Source organism: Hydrogenophaga sp. NH-16 (assembly GCF_004006415.1).
Taxonomy (GTDB): Bacteria; Pseudomonadota; Gammaproteobacteria; order Burkholderiales; family Burkholderiaceae_C; genus Hydrogenophaga; species Hydrogenophaga pseudoflava.
Genome location: NZ_CP029344.1, coordinates 2,639,866 through 2,656,327 on the forward strand (window position 1 = coordinate 2,639,866; position 16,462 = coordinate 2,656,327).

The 16,462-nt window shown below is 64.1% G+C and carries 18 protein-coding genes and 1 tRNA gene; 2 read left to right on the forward strand and 17 right to left on the reverse strand.

The genetic code is table 11. The features are described from left to right. The 3 genes from DD542_RS12775 to DD542_RS12785 are packed head-to-tail and all read right to left on the reverse strand — an operon-like array spanning window position 1 to window position 3,280. Window positions 1-1,602 (reverse strand): Wzz/FepE/Etk N-terminal domain-containing protein, encoded by a 1,602-nt coding sequence (locus tag DD542_RS12775; RefSeq protein ID WP_127805934.1) that lies wholly within the window; start codon window positions 1,600-1,602, stop codon window positions 1-3. A 14-nt stretch (window positions 1,603-1,616) separates the two neighbouring features. Beyond that, window positions 1,617-2,717: a hypothetical protein gene (locus DD542_RS12780; RefSeq protein WP_066159626.1), complete on the reverse strand. Its 1,101-nt coding sequence runs from the start codon at window positions 2,715-2,717 to the stop codon at window positions 1,617-1,619. A gap of 2 nt (window positions 2,718-2,719) precedes the next feature. Further along, entirely contained in the window at window positions 2,720-3,280 is a 561-nt protein-coding gene (locus tag DD542_RS12785; protein ID WP_066159629.1) for a polysaccharide biosynthesis/export family protein, read from the reverse strand. A gap of 529 nt (window positions 3,281-3,809) precedes the next feature. On the opposite strand from DD542_RS12785, the gene DD542_RS12790 reads away from it, so the two are divergent. After that, window positions 3,810-4,115, forward strand: coding sequence for a hypothetical protein (locus DD542_RS12790; protein WP_008904139.1), 306 nt, complete (start codon window positions 3,810-3,812; stop codon window positions 4,113-4,115). 16 nt (window positions 4,116-4,131) lie between these two features. Here the strand turns inward: DD542_RS12790 and DD542_RS12795 are convergent, their stop codons facing one another. The 12 genes from DD542_RS12795 to DD542_RS12845 form a co-directional block, all read right to left on the reverse strand. Next, the gene (locus DD542_RS12795; protein ID WP_127805935.1) at window positions 4,132-5,307 is read right to left on the reverse strand and encodes a competence protein CoiA family protein; all 1,176 of its coding nucleotides are present in this window, start codon (window positions 5,305-5,307) and stop codon (window positions 4,132-4,134) included. A gap of 7 nt (window positions 5,308-5,314) precedes the next feature. Then, entirely contained in the window at window positions 5,315-5,560 is a 246-nt protein-coding gene (locus DD542_RS23600) for a hypothetical protein (RefSeq protein WP_008904141.1), read from the reverse strand. 159 nt (window positions 5,561-5,719) lie between these two features. Next, the gene (locus DD542_RS12800; protein WP_034693553.1) at window positions 5,720-5,884 is read right to left on the reverse strand and encodes an AlpA family phage regulatory protein; all 165 of its coding nucleotides are present in this window, start codon (window positions 5,882-5,884) and stop codon (window positions 5,720-5,722) included. A gap of 322 nt (window positions 5,885-6,206) precedes the next feature. Next, window positions 6,207-6,282: transfer RNA gene (locus DD542_RS12805), tRNA-Asn, on the reverse strand. A 65-nt stretch (window positions 6,283-6,347) separates the two neighbouring features. Then, on the reverse strand, window positions 6,348-7,412 hold the full coding sequence (locus DD542_RS12810) for an NAD(P)/FAD-dependent oxidoreductase (RefSeq protein ID WP_127805936.1): 1,065 nt from the start codon (window positions 7,410-7,412) through the stop codon (window positions 6,348-6,350). 9 nt (window positions 7,413-7,421) lie between these two features. Beyond that, a complete protein-coding gene (gene fdxA, locus DD542_RS12815; protein ID WP_066151171.1) occupies window positions 7,422-7,751 on the reverse strand; it encodes a ferredoxin FdxA in 330 nt (109 codons plus the stop codon). A 109-nt stretch (window positions 7,752-7,860) separates the two neighbouring features. Continuing rightward, entirely contained in the window at window positions 7,861-9,165 is a 1,305-nt protein-coding gene (locus DD542_RS12820) for a GTP-binding protein (RefSeq protein WP_127805937.1), read from the reverse strand. 44 nt (window positions 9,166-9,209) lie between these two features. Beyond that, window positions 9,210-10,166: a sulfate adenylyltransferase subunit CysD gene (gene cysD / locus DD542_RS12825; protein ID WP_079365769.1), complete on the reverse strand. Its 957-nt coding sequence runs from the start codon at window positions 10,164-10,166 to the stop codon at window positions 9,210-9,212. Between the two features lie 35 nt (window positions 10,167-10,201). Continuing rightward, entirely contained in the window at window positions 10,202-10,825 is a 624-nt protein-coding gene (locus DD542_RS12830; RefSeq protein ID WP_127805938.1) for a phosphoadenosine phosphosulfate reductase family protein, read from the reverse strand. 17 nt (window positions 10,826-10,842) lie between these two features. Then, window positions 10,843-11,226: a DUF934 domain-containing protein gene (locus tag DD542_RS12835; protein ID WP_066151153.1), complete on the reverse strand. Its 384-nt coding sequence runs from the start codon at window positions 11,224-11,226 to the stop codon at window positions 10,843-10,845. Window positions 11,227-11,243: 17 nt separating this feature from the next. Further along, on the reverse strand, window positions 11,244-13,025 hold the full coding sequence (locus DD542_RS12840; RefSeq protein ID WP_127805939.1) for a nitrite/sulfite reductase: 1,782 nt from the start codon (window positions 13,023-13,025) through the stop codon (window positions 11,244-11,246). A gap of 20 nt (window positions 13,026-13,045) precedes the next feature. Next, window positions 13,046-13,837: a sulfite exporter TauE/SafE family protein gene (locus DD542_RS12845; protein WP_066151146.1), complete on the reverse strand. Its 792-nt coding sequence runs from the start codon at window positions 13,835-13,837 to the stop codon at window positions 13,046-13,048. Window positions 13,838-13,974: 137 nt separating this feature from the next. Here DD542_RS12845 and DD542_RS12850 point away from each other — a divergent pair, with 137 nt between their 5' ends. After that, window positions 13,975-14,766 carry a hypothetical protein gene (locus DD542_RS12850; protein ID WP_079365774.1) on the forward strand — a complete coding sequence of 264 codons (792 nt, stop codon included), beginning with the start codon at window positions 13,975-13,977 and terminating at the stop codon, window positions 14,764-14,766. Between the two features lie 6 nt (window positions 14,767-14,772). Here the strand turns inward: DD542_RS12850 and DD542_RS12855 are convergent, their stop codons facing one another. Beyond that, complete coding sequence (locus tag DD542_RS12855) at window positions 14,773-15,942, reverse strand: FAD-dependent oxidoreductase (protein ID WP_127805940.1); 1,170 nt, start codon at window positions 15,940-15,942, stop codon at window positions 14,773-14,775. A gap of 24 nt (window positions 15,943-15,966) precedes the next feature. Continuing rightward, complete coding sequence (locus DD542_RS12860; protein ID WP_066151138.1) at window positions 15,967-16,245, reverse strand: oxidative damage protection protein; 279 nt, start codon at window positions 16,243-16,245, stop codon at window positions 15,967-15,969. Window positions 16,246-16,462 lie beyond the last annotated feature (217 nt).

Consider the following 16,462-nt stretch of genomic DNA (forward strand, 5'->3'; position numbering starts at 1 on the left):
TCAACCCAGATGGGAGAACAAGGAGATCAAAAGGGTCTGAAGGGGGACTACCAGGAAGTGGATCGCAGCAATTCCAACCACGGCAAGGACGGCGGCAAGCTTTACAAGTCGCTTTCGCAAAACTTGAGTGGACTGGATTTCATCGGCCGTCGTGATGTATGGCACCACCACCATGGGGCGTTGACCCGTCAAGGCTGTGAGCGAGTTGACGCCGCGCACGCGCGCGAAGATCAGCTCCAGCACGGCAACAACGGCCGCTGCAGCGGCCAGCGCAAGGAAGAAGCCCAATGCGACGATCTTGCGGCGGTCAGGCTTGATCGGGTATTCGGGCAGCAAGGGTGGCTCCAGCAGGGTGAAGCGTTCGCCTTGCTGTCCACCCTCCAGGTTCTGAACGATCTGCGCGGATAGTTGCTTGGACCGGAGGTCTTCGTACTTGGCCCGGGTCGCGTCATAGTCACGCTGGAGGGCGGCCAGGTCCCGTTCCACCTGCGGGGCACGTGACACCTGGGCTCTTTGCTGGGCAATGGCACTGCGAAGGCTCCTTTGCTGCTCTGCCAGCAGGTCTGCACGCGCCCGTGCGGTGCGGCTCTGTGCTTCAAGGCGGGACACGGCCAGCTTGGCCTGTGCAGCGATGGCGTCGCGTGTCGGACTGCTGGCGGTGGCCTCAGAGCGCACGGCGCGTTCCAGAAGATCGATCTTTTGCCGCTGAGCCCTGACATCCGGGTGGTCGTCTGTGTATGTGCCTCGGAGGCGGGCCAGCTCTGCCCGGGCGCGCTCCAGATCCTGTTCTGCGGCAGACGGGCCCGATGGCGTGACCGTTCCGGGTGCCAGCACACCTGCACGCGCGCCTGCCAGCTCCACTTCCAGTGTCTGCAACTCATCCAGAGCCATTCGATGCTCACGCTCAGCGGCTCTCAGATCGCTCTCAAGCGTCTGAATGTTCGCCAGCGCGACCACTGGGCTGTCTTCCGAGACGCCTCCTTGCGAACGCTTGTAGGCAGCGATGCGTTGCTCCAGGCTCTCCAACTGGGCCTTGACCCGATCGGCTTCCTGACTCAGAAACTCGTTGGCCCTGGACGCCTGCTCGACCCGTTCCCGCACGCTGCTTTCAAGAAACAACTGGATCAGAGCGTTGGTGACTTCCAGCGCTTTCTCCGGCTCGCTGTGCTGAAAAGACACGGAGAACGCAAGGTTGTTGGTGGGTCGTTCCCAAGCCGGCATGTTTCCGACCTGCACATTGACACCAATGCTTGCACGCATTGCAGTTGCGATGTCGGTGTCTTTCAGCACGACGCCTGGGGGTGGTTCAAATACACGATGTTCGGCCGCAATGCGCAGCAGGCTCTCGCGGGTCATGATCCGCTGGCGCAGCGCCTGAACCCGTTGTTCAGCGTTGCCACCCGAAGGCGGCTGCACCACTTCTCCTGCAATCTGTGGACCCTCTGCCAGCAGTGTTCCGCTGGCTTGGTAGGCCCGCGGCAGTATCAGCGCCACCACTACCGAGGCGCCAAGCACGACAACAAAGGTCAGGACAATCACCCAGGCACGGCGTCGGATGATGGACAGGTAGTCGTTCAGGCTCAGTTGGTAGTCGGCCGGCATGAGGAATCGTGAAATTAGAAGTCAGGGTGCGAATACACCAGCCCCACGGCCACCGAGTGGCCTTTGGCTGTGGGTCCGCCGGAGGGCTTGGCTCGCCGCTGCTCCAGGCTCATGGAAATGGCCCAGAACCTGGTGAGCTCGGATTGGATCCGTGCGTACATCATGGAGCCGGTGTCACGGTCTCCATCGAGGGACTGGGCATGGCTTACACCCAGCGAGAAGGATGTATCGATGGTAAGGGGATAGGTTGCAGAGGCGTCAAAAACCTGCGACCGCGTGTACCCAGCGACCGCACCGTCTGCACTCACCTCTCGGGACCATGCAACGGCATAGCCGATGCGTTCTCCCGTGTAGGTCAGACGCAGCAAACCGACAGGCGCCGTCTTGCCTCTCGCAGTGTTGGCGCGGACGACTCCTGCCGCTGCGTTCAGAACAAGGCCTTCACTGAGATCTCTTTCGTACCCGAGGCCGAGTTCGCTTCGTGACTCCCGCTCGCGGTCTCCGTCTGGCGTTAGGCGCGAAGCGCCCGCTGTCAGCGAATACCGTGCATTGGAGCTTGCCGAGATGCGATAGGCGACCGATCCACTCGTTTCCCTGTGGTTCACAAGCAGCGGTGTGTCGTAGGTGACGCGCTCATGCGAGAGATCCATCTCAAGGGCCGTTCCGGCCGTCAGGTTGTAGGTCCAGGTGCCTCCGACGGATCCCGTGCGTTCCTTGCTGTCCAGTGTCACCCGGCCAAAGTCGGCAAATTCTGTCTCGCGCGTGGACGCTTCTTCCAGGGAGGCCCGCAGTCCAAAGACCGCCACAGGGCTTGAGTTCTCCCAGAGCACGCGGACGCTGGGTAAGCTGCGATTGGCGCTCAGATCGGTGTTGCCAGATCGTTCGATCAGCGCACCCAGCGCCAGCTCGGTGCTGGAGGCTCCTTGGGTGGTCCGCAGCGTGAACTGCGGGTGCATCCGAAACAGAGTGACACTACCGCGGCTTTCGGGCGAGAGGTCGGGATTGCTGATCCGAACGGCCTCCAAGGGCACGGTCAGCGAATTTTGCGCAATGGCAGGAGACCAGACGAAGGCCTGGAGGACGAATGCCAGAGGGGGTGTGAGTCGTGCGTTCATGTTCAAGGAACCAGAATGGTGTCGCCGGGCATCAGAACCACGTTGGTGTCGAGCTGGTTCCCCTTGACCAGATCGTCGTAGCGAACCGGCAGCACCCGGTTGCCCTGAGGCGAACTGCGCAAGACCCGGATCGAGTTGCCATCGGCAAACCGATCCAGCCCCCCGACCTGACTGAGCATTTGCAGCACCGTGGTCTCCGATGACGTCAAGGTCACCGCTCCGGGGCGCACCACCTTGCCGAGCACAAACACCTGATTGCCATCCGTGGCTGTGATCGCCACGGTCACGACGGGCTCAGGAATGTACTTCTTGAGCCTCTCGGCCACCTTGGCTTCGACTTCCGGGGTGCTCAGTCCCACCACCGAAACACGCCCGGCCAGCGGAAAGGTGATGCTGCCGTCGGGCAGAACGCGCACCTCCATCCGCAAGGCTTCGTCCTTCCAGACCGAGACCATCAGGGCGTCGCCATGCCGCAACTTGTAAGCAGCATCAGACTGAGCCATCAAAGAACCGCTGGCGGTCAGCAAAACTGCGGTCGTCACTAAGCTGGACAGAACAGACATGGCAATCTCCAAGGATCAGAGTGGTTGCAGGGAACCCGTTGACCAGGCAGAAGATGAAATTCTCCATGCTCAGACATGGCGAGGTTTCAAAATATTACGAACTTTATCTTAAGCCAAGTCGACAAGGTTGCGGTTTCCGCAATCGTCATCCGTACCCTCCAAGGGAGTAGCGGGACCCGGGTATCCGCCCTCAGCGGGGCAAGTTGCGGGTCGTATCTCACAAACGCTTGGGACTGTTGCAGACAACGACGCTCCATCATGGTCATGGTTCTGTTGCTGCGGGGTGCGGGAATGACTCAAGGCAAAAAAAACCCCAAGTGATCGAATCACTTGGGGCATGTTCTGGCGGAGAGGGCGGGATTTTGGGGTGATCCCGATTACCTCTTTAAAATCAACAACTTAGCGATGGTCGCCGCCCAATTGTTCCCAAGTGTGACCCCGGGTGCAGTTGATAGATTACTACATTGCTTGGCTTGGCCTGCAGCGCAGCCTACACCTCATAGGAAGTCAAAAGGGTCGTGAATCTCGTATGTGGCTGCTCGTTGCGCGTGAACCCCGGGCAAATGCACCGCACTGGACCGGTCGACGATGGCTCGCGGCCATCGATGCAGTGGTCTGGCCGCTGTTCTGGGTATTCCTGCTGGGCCAGATCGATGCACCCGTCGGGATCGTCGGCCCCATGGTCGTTGCGATTGCGCTCCTGGCCTCAGCAGAGCGAATCCATCGCGCGGTGTGGGTCAATCACCGCTACTGGTTCACCACCTGGCGCTGGGGTCGTATCGCTGCCTCGCTGTTCGTGATCGGGGTGGTTCTGAAGCTTGCTGTTTCGGTTTGACCCCAGGTTTCCTGTGCTATCTGTTCGAAAACTCCGCTGGATCGTTGGCCGTGTGGGTACCTTTGGAGCGGGGGCTGAGGAAGGTCACCGCCGTGATGTGGTCACGCACCCAGTAGATGCCGAGTTCGGCATCGGCAGAGCCCACGCTGGGCGGAAAGCACTCATCCCACCCTTCGCGTGGGCCGCCCACTGGCGCAATCGCCCAGAGCTTGGTTGGCAGCGGCTGTGCGACGTTGGCCATCTTCACGTGCTCGTTGATGAAGGCGACATCCATCGGATAGAACACCCACGCCTCATCTGCCCCCAGCCGGAAGAACTGGAAGTTGCATCCCAGCGCGTGGCCTGGATAGGCGGGAAAACGGGTTCCACTGGGCAGGGTGCTTGCAGTGGGTTTCGGCTCTGGGGATGCCTGTTGGCCTACATCACGCAGTACAGGGGGGACATCGTAAGGTCGCTCCAGACGTTTGCCGATTTCAGCCCATCGTCTCCCCGCTGCGTTGGCGCGCTCGCGCTGCAATGCCTCGGTGCGCTGTCGCACGGCACTCTCTTCGGCCTCTATGGCGGCTTGTGCGGCGGCCCGGAGACCCAGCGTGTCGAGGTGATACCCCCAGCGAAAGCTCACCGTCTGCTTGAGAATGGCCATGGCGTCCTCGCGCGTGCGGGTGCCTGATGGCCATGCGGCTGAGACCACCAGTGAGCCGTACGCGCAGTGCTCAGGCTGGTCGTCGACCTGAGGGACGCCCGCGTCGTCCACCTGGACGAACAGCGCAAAGGCAGCACCCGTGTCCAGCGCACCGGTGGCCACCACCTTGGACTTCGGGGGATGCTCTCTCCATGCGAGAGGGCCTGAAATCTGAGCGTTCCACTCTACGGCCTGTGAGCGGTCCAGCCACGCCGAGATAACGCCTGCCGAGGTCCTGTATTCGGGCAACACGAGCGCCCCACGCTCGGCCAACTCGCGTGCAAATTCGATGCCCAGGCTTCTGGCGAGGTTCTCCGCACCGGCTTCGCACTCGGGGCGCTCCTGTGAGGCCTCGTGTGAGAAGTGCCACTCGTTGGTGTCTCCCTGTTTGGCCACCAGCGGGCTCTTGCACATGGGGCAGAAACATCCGCACGTAGCCCCTCGTAAGACTTCGCCGACGAAGCGTATGGCTCCGCTGGCATCAATCGCCATGATCTGGATGCTGGACATGGGTTGCTCAGTCCTCTCGCGCGTACCGAGTCAAAGGTTTCACCAGTGATGCCAGAGGAAGCATGCGTTTGCAGTCCTCGTCCAGCGGCAAGCCCTGGTACAACCCCACTAGATCCAGCAGCTCGGACACGGCTCCGTTTTCCACGCCTGTAGGTTCAAGGTGTTTCATGCACTCCACATCGACCATATCGAGCACGAGGTCCTGGCGATCGACCGGGATGGTGCTGCGCTCTTGTGGGCCTTGAGGGCGCACTTGCGCTCCTCGATAGGCTACGAAGAATGCATTTTGACCCTGAAGTCGGCGACTCGAAGGGGCTCGGACTCATTGAGCAGGCAATCCAGCTTCAAAAGCTTGAGGACTCGAATGCCTGACTATCCTCTCCGAGTCGTCCCGATGGAGAACCTGTCCGTTTCAGTGCGATGTCGCTGGGCGTGACTGGCTCCACAGATCCAGTTCGCTGCGGCGCCAGGCCACTGCGCGCACACCGAGACGAACGGGGCAGGGGAACTGTTGTTGGGCGATGAGCCTGTATATCGTCGATCGACCCAAGCCCGTCATCTGTATGACGGATGGCATGCGCAGAAACACGGTCGAAACTTGATCCTGTGTTTCCGGGGGTGGGGCAGAGGTCTGTTGCACGGCAATCTCCCGGTGGAGGCATGTAGGCAACTGTAGGGCGCTGCGGGCGCCTCGGTCATGCTGGATTCGCTGACAAATCTAGCGCATAGAGTTGTATCACCGAGCTTCTCGACGTCTTAGATGCCGTCTTGGCAAGACCGGTCTGTTGCGATCCGGACACATGCATGTTTCCGCGGAGAATTTCGGACACGTGTCGGACACGGCGTATCCAGAAAGCAAAAGAGTCAGCAGGCGCTAACCTGCTGACTCTCGTGTTTCTTGGCTCCCCGACCTGGACTCGAACCAGGGACCTGCGGATTAACAGTCCGTCGCTCTACCGACTGAGCTATCAGGGAACAGCCTCAAATTATAGTGTGATTTTTATGATGTTTGGAAGCCGGGTCACAGTTTCTTCAAAAAATTATGGAACTGGGCCGCCAAGTGGCTCGGGCCGCACTTCCAGCAGGCGATGCAGCCGGGAACTGGAGGTTGTGTATTCGAGGTGGATGGCTTTGCCGGGAAACACCCGCGTGGCTGCCGCATACGCTGCGAGCACGCACTCGTGGAAGCCACAGACGATGAGCTTCCTCTTTCCCGGGTAGGTGTTGATGTCGCCAACAGCGAAGATCCCGGGCTCGCTGGTGGAAAACGTCGCGGTGTCGACTACCAGCTGTTTGCGTTCCAGCGCGAGTCCCCAATGGGCCATGGCGCCCAGACGGGGTGAGAGTCCCTGCATCACATACATGCTGTCGACGTCCAGGCGTTCTGCGGCGCCATCGGCCCGCAAAACACTGACAGCGCTCAGACGTTCGCCATCCGATTCGCAGGCGGTGGCCTGGCCAATCAGCAACCGCATGCGTCCCTGTGCACAGAGCGCGCGCATCTGCGTCTGCAAGTCCGTGCCGGACTGAAACACATCGCGTCGGTGCATCAGTGTCACATCGACGCCGCCTTGGTTCACCAGGGACAGCGCCCATTGCATGGCGCTGTCGGTGTCTCCAACCACCAGCACGCGACGCCCGATTTCCTGTTCCGGGAGGCGCGGAAAGAAGAAAAGCTGCGAGCCTTCAAAGGTCTCCAGACCCTCGAGCTTGAGGCGACGTGGCTCGAAGGCGCCGACACCTGCGGCGATGAACACCGTCCTGGTCAGCAGCGAGGTTCGCTGGGAGGTCGACACCAGAAAGCGATCATCGGCTTGTCGTTCGACACGGGATACCGTCTGCCCGAGATGAAAGGTGGGTTCGAAGGGGCGAACCTGTTTCAGCAGCGCATCGGTCAACTCCTGACCGGTGCAGGCGGGCACGGCAGGAATGTCATAGATCGGTTTGTCGGGATAGAGCTCTGCGGGCTGCCCGCCAGGGTGCGGGAGCGCGTCGACGATGTGGGCCCGGATCTCCAGCAGCCCCAGCTGGAAAGCCTGGAACAGGCCCACAGGACCGGCACCGATGATGACCGCATCGGTCTCGATCACGTCACCGGTCATCATCTCCTGGGATCAGCGGGCGAGTTCGGACAGTTTGCCGGTGCGGTCTTTCCACTCCTCGTGGTCGGGCAGCGGATCTTTGCGCTTGGTGATGCTCTTCCAGTTCGGCAGCTTGGCCAGTTCGGCGTTGAGCGCTGTCATGTGCACCTGGTCTTTGGGCAGATCCTCTTCGGCGAAGATGGCGCTGACCGGGCACTCGGGAATGCAGACCGCACAGTCGATGCACTCGTCCGGATCGATGGTCAGGAAGTTCGGGCCTTCGCGGAAGCAGTCGACGGGGCAGACGTCGACGCAGTCGGTGTATTTGCAGCGGATGCAGGCTTCGGTGACGACGTGGGTCATGGTGTGGGAGGAAAATCGATCAAACCGAGGATTTTAGGCGGAGCAGGAGGGTAAGGCCCCGGGGAAGCCCTTGGCCTTGATATTGGTTAAACCCGACTTGCGAAGCGCGTCAGTTCACCAGCACGGCGCCGGAAGTTTTGTGGCTGGCGGTGTCCACCAGCACCAGCGAACCCAGCGCACGCGACTGTGCGAACGGTGCAGTGGCCAGCGGTTCCTGCAGCGCCAGTTCGACGTGGCCAATGGCGTTGGGTTCTAGCTGGGTGGCTTCCCCTTCGGCCAGGGTGTGGATGTCCAACTTGTGCACGATGCGCTTGACCTTGGCCTTGACCCAGCGGTGGCCATGCAGCGCCCAGTAGACACGGCCGGCGACCAGGGTTTCATCGTCCATCCAAGCGACCGTGGCGCGGATCTCGCGGCTGGCTTCGAGGGATTGACCTTGCTCGTCCACGGCCAGCAGCCAGTCGCCGCGCGAGACATCGACCTCGCGGTCGAGCACGATGCCGGCGCTGTGACCGGCGGGGACCGCCTGCGGGTTGCGCACGTGGTTGAGCACTTGCGCCACGGTGGCGGTTTGGCCGCTGGGCATGACCTTGACCTGCAGGCCTGGCTGGACGACGCCGGTGGCGACACGGCCCCAGAACACACGGCGGCCCTGGCTGGTGTCGGAAGACGAGGAGAACTTTTCGACCCACTGCACAGGGAAGGCCAGCGGCAGCTCGGTGTCCGGGCGGGTCACCGGCAGGTGCTCCAGGATGTTGAGCAGGGTCGGGCCCTGATAGCCGCACCAGCCAGCCTGCACGGGGGCGTCGACCACGTTCCAGCCCTTGAGGGCTGAGACCGGGACGGTGGCGGTGACCTCGATCCCGGCGTCCGCTGCAAACGCGCTCAGAGCACCCGAGATGTTGGTGAACGCCAGCGCGCTGTCCTGCACCGCGTCGAGCTTGTTGACGGCAAACACGACGGAGGGCACGCGCAGCAGCTTGAGCAACAGCGAGTGGCGGCGTGTCTGGGGCAGCAGCTTCAGGCCGGCGTCTTTCCAGTCCAGCTTGGTCGCGTCGACGAGCACCACGGCGGCGTCGGCGGCCGAGGCGGCCGTGACCATGTTGCGGGTGTACTGCTCGTGTCCGGGGGCGTCGCCGATGATGAACTTGCGGGCCTCGGTGTTGAAGTAGCGGTAGGCGACGTCGATGGTGATGCCCTGCTCGCGTTCGGCCGACAGGCCATCGGTCAGCAGTGCGAGATCGGTCTCACCCTGGCGCTGCACGCCGGCGAGGTGGTCTTGCAGCACCGCCTTGCTGTCCACCAGCAGGCGGCCGATCAGGGTGCTTTTGCCGTCATCGACCGAGCCGCAGGTGATGAACTTCAGGGCGGTGCGGGTGTCGGCGGCAGTGGAAGGATTAACAACAGCGTTCATGGGAATGTCCGGGGAAAGGTCGGTTCGTGGGTGCGAAATCGGCTTCAGAAGTAACCGTCTTTTTTCCGCTTCTCCATCGAAGCTTCGGACGTCTTGTCGTCCATGCGCGTCGCACCACGCTCGCTGACGTCAGCCGCCAGAGTCTCGATCACGATGTCGCCGGCGGTGGCGGCCAGGCTCTCCACCGGGCAGGTGCAGGTGATGTCGCCCACGGTGCGAAAGCGCACATCGCGGATCTGCACCGTCTCGCCATCCTTGGGCGGGGTGAGTTCGGTCACAGGCACGAGCAGGCCTCGGCGGTCGACCACCTCGCGCTTGTGGGTGTAGTAGATCGAGGGCAGGGCGATGGCTTCGCGCTCGATGTACTGCCACACGTCCAGTTCGGTCCAGTTGCTGATGGGGAACACGCGGAAGTGCTCGCCCGGGGCCAGGCGGGTGTTGAACAGGGTCCAGAGCTCGGGGCGCTGGGCCTTGGGTTGCCACTGGCCGAAGCTGTCGCGGTGCGAAAAGATGCGTTCCTTGGCGCGCGCCTTTTCCTCGTCGCGGCGGGCACCGCCGATCAGTGCGTCGAAGCGAAATTCCTCGATGGCTTCCAGCAGCGTGACCGACTGGTGCACGTTGCGGCTCTCCCCCGGGTGGGCCAGGCGCACGGTGCCGCGGGCCATCGAATCTTCGACGCTGCGCACGATCAGTTCGGCTTGCAGTTCCTTGGCGCGGCTGTCGCGGAAGTCGGTCACTTCCGGGAAGTTGTGGCCGGTGTCGATCATCAGCAGCGGGTAGGGGATGCGGCCGATGCCGAAAGCCTTCTCCGCGCACTTGAGCATGACCAGCGAGTCCTTGCCGCCCGAGAAGAGCAGGGCGGGGCGCTCGAAGGCGGCGGCCACCTCGCGCAGGATGAAGATGGTTTCCTCTTCAAGCGCGTCCAGGTGGGCGTTGCTCAGGTGGTGTTGGGCAGCGTTGTGGGCGGATTGCAGCACGGCGGAGTCGGTACGGGCGTTCATGATCGTTGTCGGCAGTCGGTTCGGTGGGCCGGGCTTCAATGAGCCAGGTGCAGGCCGCACTCGCGGTTTTCTTCGCCCTTGGTCGGGTCCACGTAGTCGAAGTTGTTGGGCAGGCCGTGCAGCTCGCAGTAGTGGTACAGGTCCTTGGACGTCCAGTGCAGCAGCGGGGCAACCTTGATCAGGCCGTCCGGGTTGATGCTCACCGGGTCCATCTGCGCGCGCACGGCGGTGTCGGTGGCGCGCAGGGCGGTGAACCAGACCTTGGGCGCCGTCTCGCGCAGGGCGCGGGCAAACGGCTCCAGCTTCACTTCTTCGGTGAACGCGGCGTGGCGCGGGTCGTCCAGCGCGGGCGTGGCGCCTTCCACGGCCTCGCGGTGCGCGCGCGAGCGCCGCGGCAGGTAGATCTTCAGGTTCAGCTTGAGCTGGCGGGTCACCTCGTCGGCGAAGCGGTAGGTGGCCTCGGTGTTGTAGCCGTTGTCCATCCAGACCACCGGCACGTCCGGGTTGACCTGGGTGACCAGGTGCAGGATCACCGCCTCAAAGGGGCGGAAGTTGGTGGTGACGATGGCCGGCTGATTCAGGCCCAGGGCCCACTTGACGAGGGCGGGGGTGTCGCGGCCGATGTCGGCGTTGATTTTTGCGAGATCAATGGTGCTCATGGTGTTCGTCCTGGTGCTCAGGCGTGGGCGAAGTGCGGGCGGGTGTCCACGGCATCGCCCTGGTAGTAGGCGTCGTACTGGGCCAGCAGCTTCTGTCCGTGCTCGATGCTCTGGTCGGCGCGCAGCACGGCCTGTGTGAAGCCGCTGCGCTGCATCTGCGCCAGCTGGTCGATCAGCACATCGCCGATGGCGCGGATCTGGCCGGTGAAGCCCAGACGGCGGCGCAGCAGGAAGGCCTGGCTGAAGGCGCGGCCGTCGGCAAACGATGGGAACTGCAGCTGCACCGTGTGGACGCCGTCCAGGGCAGCTTCGCGAGGGTCGGCGTCGTTGGGCAGGGTCAGGGTGCCGGTCTCGTCGGCGCTGAAGCTGTCGGCCTTGAAGAGTTGGATCGTGGGTTTCATGTCGTGGGCTCCTGCGTTCAGGCGGCGACCGGGGTGCGGGCCGTGGCCACGCGCACCGCGTTGGCGGCGGTCTTGAAGGGCTCGATCCCCACGCGCTTGACGGTATTGACGAAGGTCTCGGCCGGCAGGCGCTGGGTGCGGAAGGTGTCGATCAGCGCCTCGATCACGTCGACCATCTCGTCGGCCGCGAAGGACGGACCGATCACCTTGCCCGGCACCGCTTCACCCGACAGGCGCGTGCCGTCGGAGCCGCCCAGGGTGACCTGGTACCACTCCTGGCCGTCCTTGTCGACGCCCAGGATGCCGATGTGGCCGCTGTGGTGGTGGCCGCAGCTGTTGATGCAGCCGCTGATGTGCAGGTCGATCTCGCCGAGGTCGTGCAGTTCGTCCAGGTCCTGGTAGCGGGCCAGCAGGGCCTGTGCGATGGGCAGCGAGCGGGCGTTGGCCAGATCGCAGAAGTCGCCGCCGGGGCAGGCGATCATGTCGGACAGCAGGCCAATGTTGGGCTTGGCCAGGCCCAGGCGACGCGCCTCGCGCCACAGCTCGGGCAACTGATCGCAGCTGACCCAGGGCAGCAGCAGGTTCTGTTCGTGGGTCACGCGGGCTTCGCCGCAGGAGAAGCGGTCCACCAGCTCGGCGGCGCGTTCCAGCTGTTCGGCGCTCGCGTCGCCGGGCGCAGAGCCCAGCCGCTTGAAGGACAGGGTGACGGCGCGCAGGTCGGGGTTCTGGTGCGGCTTGACGTTGCGGGTCAGCCAGCGGCTGAACTCGACGTCGTCCTCGGCGGCGGCCTTGAGGATGTTGGCGATCTTGGCGTCGGCACTCTTGCGATCGCAGCGAAGGGTGGGTTGGACAAAGAAGGCGCTCACGCGGTCCAGCTCGGCCTGCGTGATGGTGTGTGGCGCGCCGTCTTTTTCGACGATGTCGCGGTACTCGGCTTCCACCTGGTCGGTGAAAGACTGGCCTTCGGCCTTGACCAGGATCTTGATGCGGGCCTTGTACTTGTTGTCGCGGCGGCCGAAGCGGTTGTACGCGCGCACCACGGCTTCGAGGTAGTTGAGGATCTGGTGCCAGGGCAGGAACTCACGGATCACCGATCCGATGACGGGGGTGCGGCCCATGCCGCCACCCACGCGCACCTGGAAGCCCAGATCGCCGTCCACGTTGCGCAGCAGGCGCAGGCCCACGTCGTGCCAGGGCGTGGCGGCGCGGTCTTCGCGGGCACCGGTGATGGCGATCTTGAACTTCCGCGGCAGGAAGGCGAACTCCGGGTGCAGCGTGCTCCACTGGCGCATGATTTCCGCGAAGGGGCGCGGGTCGGCCACCTCATCGACGGCGATGCCGGCCAGGGCGTCGGTGGTGATGTTGCGAATGCAGTTGCCGCTGGTCTGGATGCCATGCAGGTTCACGCTGGCCAGCAGGTCCATGGCGTCGGCGGCGCGGTGCAGCGGGATCCAGTTGTATTGCACGTTCTGGCGCGTGGTGAAGTGGGCGCAGCGGTCGGGCAGGCTGGGCACGTCGGCCAGGGCGGCGTTGGCCTTGGAGGTGTCGTGAGCCTCCTTGTGGTCGAAGTCGCGGGCCAGCTTGGAGAGAACGCGCAGTTGGGCGGTATTGATTTCGCCATAGGGCACGGCCACGCGCAGCATGGGCGCAAAGCGCTGGATGTACCAGCCGTTCTGCAGGCGCAGCGGCTTGAAAGCTTCGTCGTCCAGCGTGCCGGCCTGGAAACGTTCAAGCTGGTCGCGGAACTGGGCGGCGCGCTGTTGGACGAACTGTCGGTCGAAATCGGAGTACTGGTACATGGCTGTCGTGAGGCGATAAATCAGAAGGCGATCAGCTTGGTGCCGGCGTAGGCCAGCAGCAGCGAGAGCAGGGAGCGCACCAGACGCTCTGGCGTGTGGCGCATCAGGCGGGTGCCGAGCCAGATGCCGGGCAGCGAACCGGCCAGCAGCTTGCCCAGCAGAGGCCAGTCGACCGAGCCGAGGCTGGCGTGGCCCAGACCGGCGACCAGGGTCAGCGGCACGGCGTAGGCGATGTCGGCGGCCACGATGCGCGGCAGCGGCAGCAGCGGGAACAGGAGCAGCAACACCGAGACACCGATGGCGCCAGCGCCGACCGAGGTCAGCGTGACCAGGGTGCCGATGACGGCGCCGAACAGCACCGGCAGGCTCCAGTGGCGGGCATGGGTGGCTTTGTCGATTTCCGTCGTGGGCAGACTTCGCGGCAGCACCTTGCCACGGGCCGCCTTGTAGAGCATGGCGGCGGCGGTCAGCAGCAGGGCCACGCCCAGCGTGTGGGTCATGACCGACTGCACTGCAGGGCTGGCTGGGCCCACCTGGTGCAGCACCCAGAGCGTGACCAGCGCAGCTGGGATGCTGCCGGCGCACAGCTGGGCCACCACGCGCCAAGGCACCAGGCGCTGGCGTGCCAGATTGATGGTGCCACCCGCCTTGGTCACGGCCGCGAACAGCAGGTCGGTGCCCACGGCGAGGTAAGGCTTGATTCCGAAGAAGAAAATAAGGATGGGGGTCATCAGCGAACCGCCGCCCACGCCGGTCAGGCCCACGACGAGGCCCACAGAAAAACCGGCAAAGACAAAAGCAAGTTCTGACATGGGGCGCGACTCTACGCAAATGCCCATATATCTCAAACGACATTTTGGTTGTTCATATATTTCTTCTGGTTATCAGTGGTGTCGGATGTCTGGTCTCTTTTGGTTGTGCAGCGGCGTCACGCGGGTAACATGCGCCGATGGTCAAGCAGCGGATTCATGTGCAGGTGGTGGGCTTCAGCGACGTGGAGCGACATGCGCTCAACACCGTTTTCCGACTGTCCGAAGAGCGCGAACTGAGTTACGCGCCCTGGGTGCCACTGACCGCGCCCGGGGTCCAGGCCCCGACCCGGCTGGCAGAAGTGGCTCTGGTGGACGGCGACGCGGCCGAGGCGGTGTTGTCCCATGCCAGGGAGACCCCGCCGGGTCAGCGACTGATCTGGGTGGGGTCGCATGCACCTGCGCATGCTTGGCGAGTGCTGGAGCGGCCGATTCAGTGGGCCGTCATGCTCAATGATCTGGATGCGGTGTATGCCGCGCGACGGGTGGACTCCGGCTTTCTCGACCTGGATGTGACCCAGCCCGGGCCACTGGAGACCGGCTCGGAGTCGCCGAACAAGCGGGCGCTGATCGTTGGCGCCGCGGGCGAGCGCGGGCAGGTCACGGCCTGGCTGTCCGGGGTGGGGGTGTCGGAGGTGGACGAGGCGGACAGCACCGAAGCCGCTCTTGAATGCATCGGACGCCGCCGTTATGTCTGTGGGGTATTCGACCTGGACGAGCACCACGTCGACACCTGGCAGCTGGCGCGGCTGTTTTCACAGCACAACGCCAATGCGCTGACCGTGGGGGTCAGCGAGCACGCCGACCCCCTGGCACCCTGGCTCAATCGTCGGCGGCTCAAGCGGGACACGGAACGCACGGGCATCAGCGCCCTGGTGGGTCGGCCGTTGCAGGAAGCCCAGTGGCGGCGCTGGCTTGAACTCCTGGCCTGAGCCGGTTCAGGCCACCGGCTGCCGGCGGGCTGCCTTCCAGGCGAAACGGGCCGGGTCGAGGGCCTTCTCCAGGTCCCGATCCTGCTCGGGCAGCGGCGAGGGCTCGCCGCTCATCCGGCCGGCCAACCAGTCGGCACACCAGTGGGCCAGCGTCAGGCCGCGGGAGCCAAGCGCCGTCAGCATGAACAGTCCTGGCAGACGGGGCGTCTGCAGCAACGGGACCCTGCCGCGGCGCGCCCCAGCGGCGTTGAACAATTCCTGCATGGCTTTCAGGTCGGGCGCGGCGCCGACCATCGGCAGCCGGTCCTGCGACGCACACCGGACCTGGGACCAGCCAAGCAGGCGCCCGTCGCTGGCGCAGCGTCGCAGCTCGGCAGCCGCCTGCGGATGCATCTCTTCCAGGCTCACCGCGTTGCGTTCATGAGCCGCGGAATCCACGGTGGTGTCGTCGCGACCGCGTTCGTAAGTGGAACCCATGGCCCAGACGCGGGAAGGCCATGAAGGCGGCAGACCGGCATCTTCGTAGGCCGGCACAAAGACCCCGTTGTTGCGCATGGGGCGGGGCGCGAGCGGTGGCGTCTGCAGGGCCGCGAGCGTCAGCTGGCCCTTGACCGGTCGCAGCGGCACCGCGCCCGATCCGTGGCCGTGGATTCCTTCCAGCAATGGAAACGCCCCGTAGGCGGTGGCCACCACCACAGTCGGCGCGGCGCCGAGCACCACGCCTGCACCATCCCTGGCCACCCACTGTCCATCCTCGCGGACCAGGCTGGCCACAGCGGCATCGAAGCGGATGCTCAGGCCCCCGGAGGAATGCGCCTCAGACAGCCAGGCCAGGACCAGTGCCGACGGCCGGACCACTGCTGCAGGCCAGCGGCCGGGGTCGTGTCCGAGGTTGTCGACTTCCGTGGCCTGCCAGCCGTGGCCCTGTGGCACCAGACGCTCGAGCTGGGACCGTGCATCGGCCACGCCCAGGGAACAAAGGCGCGAGAGCGGTGTCGGCGCGCGCGTGACATGCGGGCTGAGCATGCCCACCGGAAGGCCGGAGGCGCCCATGGCGGCCTGGCGGCCGCGTTCGAGCAGCTCGACCCGCCAGCCCCGGCGGGCGAGGGTCGCGCAACAGGCAGCACCGGCCAGACCGGCGCCCAGCACCAGCGCGTGGCGGGATGAGGAGGTCACCAGGGAAGGAGGTGATCCGGCTGCTTACTGACCCGCGCTCGGGGGCACATAGCCCGCCGCCGCGTCGGCACCTTCGCCAAAAAAGTGCTTCTCCATCTGGCGGGCGAGGTACTGACGGGCCCGGGCATCGGCCAGGTTGAGGCGGTTTTCGTTGAGCAGCATGGTCTGGTGCTTGAGCCAGTCCGCCCAGGCTTCCTTGCTCACGTTCTCATAGATGCGCTTGCCCAGTTCGCCGGGGTAGGGTGGAAAGTCCAGGCCTTCGGCCTCCTTGCCGAGCTTGATGCAGTGGATGGTGCGTGCCATGGGGTTTCCTTATTCTGTTGATGTCTAAGTAAAATGAAAAACTATTCGTTCCAGTATTAACCCAAGGTCGGCATGATGCGAGCAGCCAGCAAGACCGGGTTGCATGGTGCAGGGGCCTGCAAGAGGGGCTCCACTGTAGCAATGAATACCCAGCGCAAGCGAATCCCCTTCGGGCGCCGGTGCCAGTTCCTGATATACCGCAAGGCGCGCCGGAACC